Annotated in this window: 4 protein-coding genes; 3 read left to right on the top strand and 1 reads right to left on the bottom strand. The window is 72.9% G+C overall.

Annotated elements, in window-relative coordinates; translation table 11 throughout:
- Positions 1-45: 45 nt before the first annotated feature.
- Complete coding sequence (locus FNH08_RS46495) at positions 46-1,059, top strand: DUF2510 domain-containing protein (RefSeq protein WP_152777810.1); 1,014 nt, start codon at positions 46-48, stop codon at positions 1,057-1,059.
- Between the two features lie 160 nt (positions 1,060-1,219).
- Here the strand turns inward: FNH08_RS46495 and FNH08_RS46490 are convergent, their stop codons facing one another.
- Positions 1,220-1,888, bottom strand: coding sequence for a TetR/AcrR family transcriptional regulator (locus FNH08_RS46490; RefSeq protein WP_152777808.1), 669 nt, complete (start codon positions 1,886-1,888; stop codon positions 1,220-1,222).
- 234 nt (positions 1,889-2,122) lie between these two features.
- Here FNH08_RS46490 and FNH08_RS46485 point away from each other — a divergent pair, with 234 nt between their 5' ends.
- Positions 2,123-2,950: a phosphatase PAP2 family protein gene (locus FNH08_RS46485; RefSeq protein ID WP_152777807.1), complete on the top strand. Its 828-nt coding sequence runs from the start codon at positions 2,123-2,125 to the stop codon at positions 2,948-2,950.
- Complete coding sequence (locus FNH08_RS46480) at positions 2,947-3,912, top strand: DMT family protein (RefSeq protein WP_152777805.1); 966 nt, start codon at positions 2,947-2,949, stop codon at positions 3,910-3,912. The genes FNH08_RS46485 and FNH08_RS46480 overlap by 4 nt, the downstream gene beginning before the upstream one ends.
- Positions 3,913-3,963: the final 51 nt, after the last annotated feature.

Below are 3,963 nucleotides of genomic sequence, written 5' to 3'. Positions count from 1 at the left end.
GCCCCCTCTCATCCATCTTTCACGCTCACCTCATACCGTGACCCCATGACCCAGGAGACTCCCCCCGGCTGGTACCCCGACCCCGGGCACACAAGTGACGGCCCCGCCACCGAGCGCTGGTGGGACGGCAAGGCATGGACGGACCGGATCCGGCCCGCGGAACCGGCCGCCACATGGGGTCCCCCCACGCAGCCACCGCCGGGGCCGTACCCGGCGGCCATGGGACCGTACCCGGCCTACCCACCCGCGCCTCCCCGACGCGGCCTGCGCACGGGCATCGCCATCGCCGTCGCCGCAGCCGTCCTGGCGAGCATCGGCGTGGGCGTGTACGCCCTCACCAACGACGGGGGGAACGAAACCGCGGCCAGTTCCCAGGGCCCGGGCGGACAGAACGGCCAGGGCGGCCCCGGAGGCCAGGGCGGCCCCGACGGCGGACAGGGCGGACCAGGCGGCGGCTCGGGAGGTTCCGGCGGCTCGGAGGGCCAGAGCCCCGCGCCCGACGAATCCGCACAGCCGCAGATCGTGGACGGATACGCCGTCGACCCGGTCAACGGCATCGGCATCCCGGTACCCGACGACTGGACCGCCGTGTCGCTCTCGGTGGGCGTGCAGGTCACCAGCAAGGACTCCTACAAGTGCCCCGGCGACACCTCGAAGTCCTGCACGCGCGGCGGCGCGTACTCGGCGCCCGCCGAGGCGCTGAGGCTGGACGCCACCACGCCCGAGGCCGCCGCGAAGGCCGACATCGAGAAGAACGCCGAGGAGTCGTACGGCGGGACCACGTACGGGAAGATCACCTCGCACGACGAGCTGGCCTCCAAGGCGGTGACCGTGGCCGGCGAAAAGGGCTACATGGTCCGCTGGAAGGCCGTCACGAGCAAGGGTGCCGACGGCTACGTGGAGTCGCTCGTGTTCCCGGCCCCCGCCAACCCCGACCGGCTCGTCGTCATCCGCTTCGGCATCGACGTCGGCTCCAAAGCGCCCAAGCAGTCCGTCATCGACGACATCACCAAGGGCATCAAGGAGATGTCGGGCGGCGGCAACGGACAGAACGTCTGACCTGCCAATAAAGAGCCTCCGCACCCCGCGCCGGAGCGCGACCACCCCGAGAAATCGATTCAGCCGGATGGAGTCCCCCTCCGCTCCAGAGGGACCCCACCCGGCCGGGGTGCGCGCCGCCCCCGTCCCCACGGTGCGGCGCGGTCGGGCCGACGTCCGGTCACTGCTCGGACGACGGCCCGCGTCCTAATGTCGTGCCGCCCGCCGGCCCGTCGCCCAGCCCGAGCGCCGGGAGGACGGCCGCCTCCAGGAAGCAGGTCAGATACGCCTCGTCGGCGTCCCGCCCCTCCAGAAGCGGGCGGGCCCGCAGCACACCGAGGATCTGCGCGGGCACGTACTCCTTCGCGGGGTTGTCCGCGGCGATCTCACCCCGGGCGACCGCGCGGTCGAGGATCTTCCGGAGGCCGGCGACCTCGGGCTCGACGAACGCGTCACGCATCGCCTGCTGCAGGTCCGCGTCCTGCGTGATGGCATGGGCGAGCCCATGGAGCAGTTGGGCGTCGCGTCCGAACCAGTCGGCCCCGGCCCGTGCCGCCACCTCACGCAGGTCCCCGGCCAGCGAGCCGGTGTCGATGTCGGAAAACCGTGGCCGGCCGCGGGCCCGCAGCGCGGCCGCCACGAACTGCGGCTTCGTCTTCCACTGCCGGTACAGCGTGGACTTGCTGCACCGCGTGCTCGCGGCCACGCCCTCCATGCTCACCGAGTCGTAACCGCAGTCGCGGATCTGGTCGAGCACGGCGTCGAAGAACTCCCGCTCACGCTCGGGCGTGATCTTGGAGCGGCGCGAGGCTGCGACCGTCTCCGGTCCGTCCGCCGCCTGCGACGTCATGGGCTCTCCCTCTTCTCCACTCAGGGCCACTCATTTCACGGCCCCTCAACTCGGGGCACTCAACTCGGGGCCGTGATCCGCGGTCTTGATCGGTGGGCTGTCTCACACAGTGTATAGCGATACGCCACTGTACCGAAACGGCTTCGTATCGGTACAGTGTCGTATCGGTACACCACCGTATCGGTACGTTCGCGTATCGGTGATCCCGTACGTCGTCAGCAAAGGGGCCGGGGGATGAAAGCCCGAACCGAGCCTGCAGCATCCGAGTCCGACGCGGCCATACGGCGCCGGGCGGCGCCCGACAGCGCCGCGCGGCCGCCCCTCGTCCGTGAGCTCCTGCTCGTCGTGGGGCTCTTCCTCGTCTACAAGTTCGGCCGGCTGCTGGCGAACGGCCACACCGGCGAGGCCCTCCGCAACGCCCACCGCGTGTGGGACTGGGAGCGGGCCCTGCGCCTGCCCGACGAGGCCACCGTGCAGTCCGTGCTCCTGCACGGCGACGGGCTCGCCCAGCTGGCGAACAGCTACTACGCGGTTGTCCACTTCCCGGCCACCGCGGCCTTCCTGGTCTGGCTCTATCTGCGACGGCCGACGCACTACGTGTGGGCCCGCCGGGTGCTGGCGGCCGTCACCGCCGCCGCCCTGCTGCTGCACCTGGTGTTCCCGCTGGCTCCGCCGCGCATGCTCGACGGCACGGGCCTCGTCGACACCGCCCAGGTGTACGGGCCCTCGGTGTACGCGGCGACCCCGGCGACCGACTCGCTGGCGAACCAGTTCGCGGCGATGCCGTCGCTGCACTTCGGCTGGGCACTGATGGTCGCGATCGGCCTGATCGCCGCCACCCGGTCCCGCCTGCGGTGGCTGTGGCTGCTGCACCCGCTGGTGACCCTGCTGGTGATCGTCGGGACGGCGAACCACTACTGGCTCGACGCGATCGGGGCCGCCGCACTGCTCGGCCTCGCCCTCGCGGCGATCCACCTGCCGCACCGCACGGCGACCACCGCCGGGCGCGCCCCGGAGCTCGTCAAGGCCGACGAGCCCGTCCTGGTCGGAGCGGGCCGATGAACGCCACCCTCGTCGCCGTCGTCCTCTCCGTGTTCTCGGCCGTCGCCTACGCCTCGGCCGCCGTCACCCAGGAGCGGCTCGCGTCCCGGAGCGGCGACGCGGGCATGGGCCGGCTGCTGGCCAGTGGCGCCTGGTGGGGCTCCGTCCTGCTCAACGGAGCCGCCGCGCTGCTGCACGTCGTGGCCCTCAAGTACGGTCCGCTGACCGTGGTGCAGCCGCTCGGCGCGCTCACACTGGTGGCCGCCGTGCCGCTGGGCGCGCGGGTGGCGGGGCGGCGGGTCAGCGCGGTGGAGTGGCGGGGCACGGCGTTCACGCTCGTCGGACTCGCCGCGATCCTGGTCGCCGCCTCCGGACCCGCGCCCGACGACGTATTGAGCGTGCCGGAGGCCCTCGCGGTCGCCGGAGTGACGGCCGCCCTGATCGGCATGCTGGCCCGGCCGGGCGCGCGGCCCGGGCTGCGGCACGCGTCCGCGTCGGGCTTCGCCTCGGGCGTGGCGTCGGCGCTCACGCAGACCGTGACCGTGGCCGCGACGGACCGCTCGGGCTCACTGCTCAGCGTCCAGGTGATCGGGGTCGCCCTGCTGGTCGCGGCCTTCGCCACCGGCGGACTGCTGCTGTCCCAGACCGCCTACAAGGGCGGCCTCGGCGCACCGCTCGCCGTGGTGACCCTGGCCAATCCGGTCGCCGCCTCGGTGATCGGCCTGTCACTGCTGGGCGAACAGGTGCGGTCCGGCCTCGCGGGCGTCCCGCTGGCCCTGGCGGGAGCGGCGCTGGCGTCCTGGGGCGTGGTGCTGTTGTCCCGGGCGACACCCGAACCGCACCCGGCGGACCTCCCCGCGCCGGACGACGACCATCCGGTGGCGGCGGTGCTCGCCCTGGAGCCGGGACAGGCACCGTCCGAGCCATCCCTGGTGTCCCGTCGGCCGGCTCCTCCGTCACCCGGACACCTGACTCCCCTCTGATCCCCGACCGGCCTCCCGGACGAACGAGGGGTGGGCGGCACACGCCACGCG

The organism is Streptomyces spongiae (genome assembly GCF_009377185.1).
In the GTDB taxonomy this organism is placed as follows: Bacteria; Actinomycetota; Actinomycetes; order Streptomycetales; family Streptomycetaceae; genus Streptomyces; species Streptomyces spongiae.
The sequence above is the reverse complement of the archived record's forward strand: the minus strand, read 5'-3'. Positions and strand labels throughout refer to the sequence as shown.

Bases quoted from the DNA above. Each gene is read 5' to 3' on its own strand.
- FNH08_RS46485 (WP_152777807.1), top strand. From the start codon at position 2,123: ATGAAAGCCCGAACCGAGCCTGCAGCATCCGAGTCCGACGCGGCCATA.
- FNH08_RS46480 (WP_152777805.1), top strand. From the start codon at position 2,947: ATGAACGCCACCCTCGTCGCCGTCGTCCTCTCCGTGTTCTCGGCCGTC.
- FNH08_RS46495 (WP_152777810.1), top strand. From the start codon at position 46: ATGACCCAGGAGACTCCCCCCGGCTGGTACCCCGACCCCGGGCACACA.
- FNH08_RS46490 (WP_152777808.1), bottom strand. From the start codon at position 1,888: ATGACGTCGCAGGCGGCGGACGGACCGGAGACGGTCGCAGCCTCGCGC.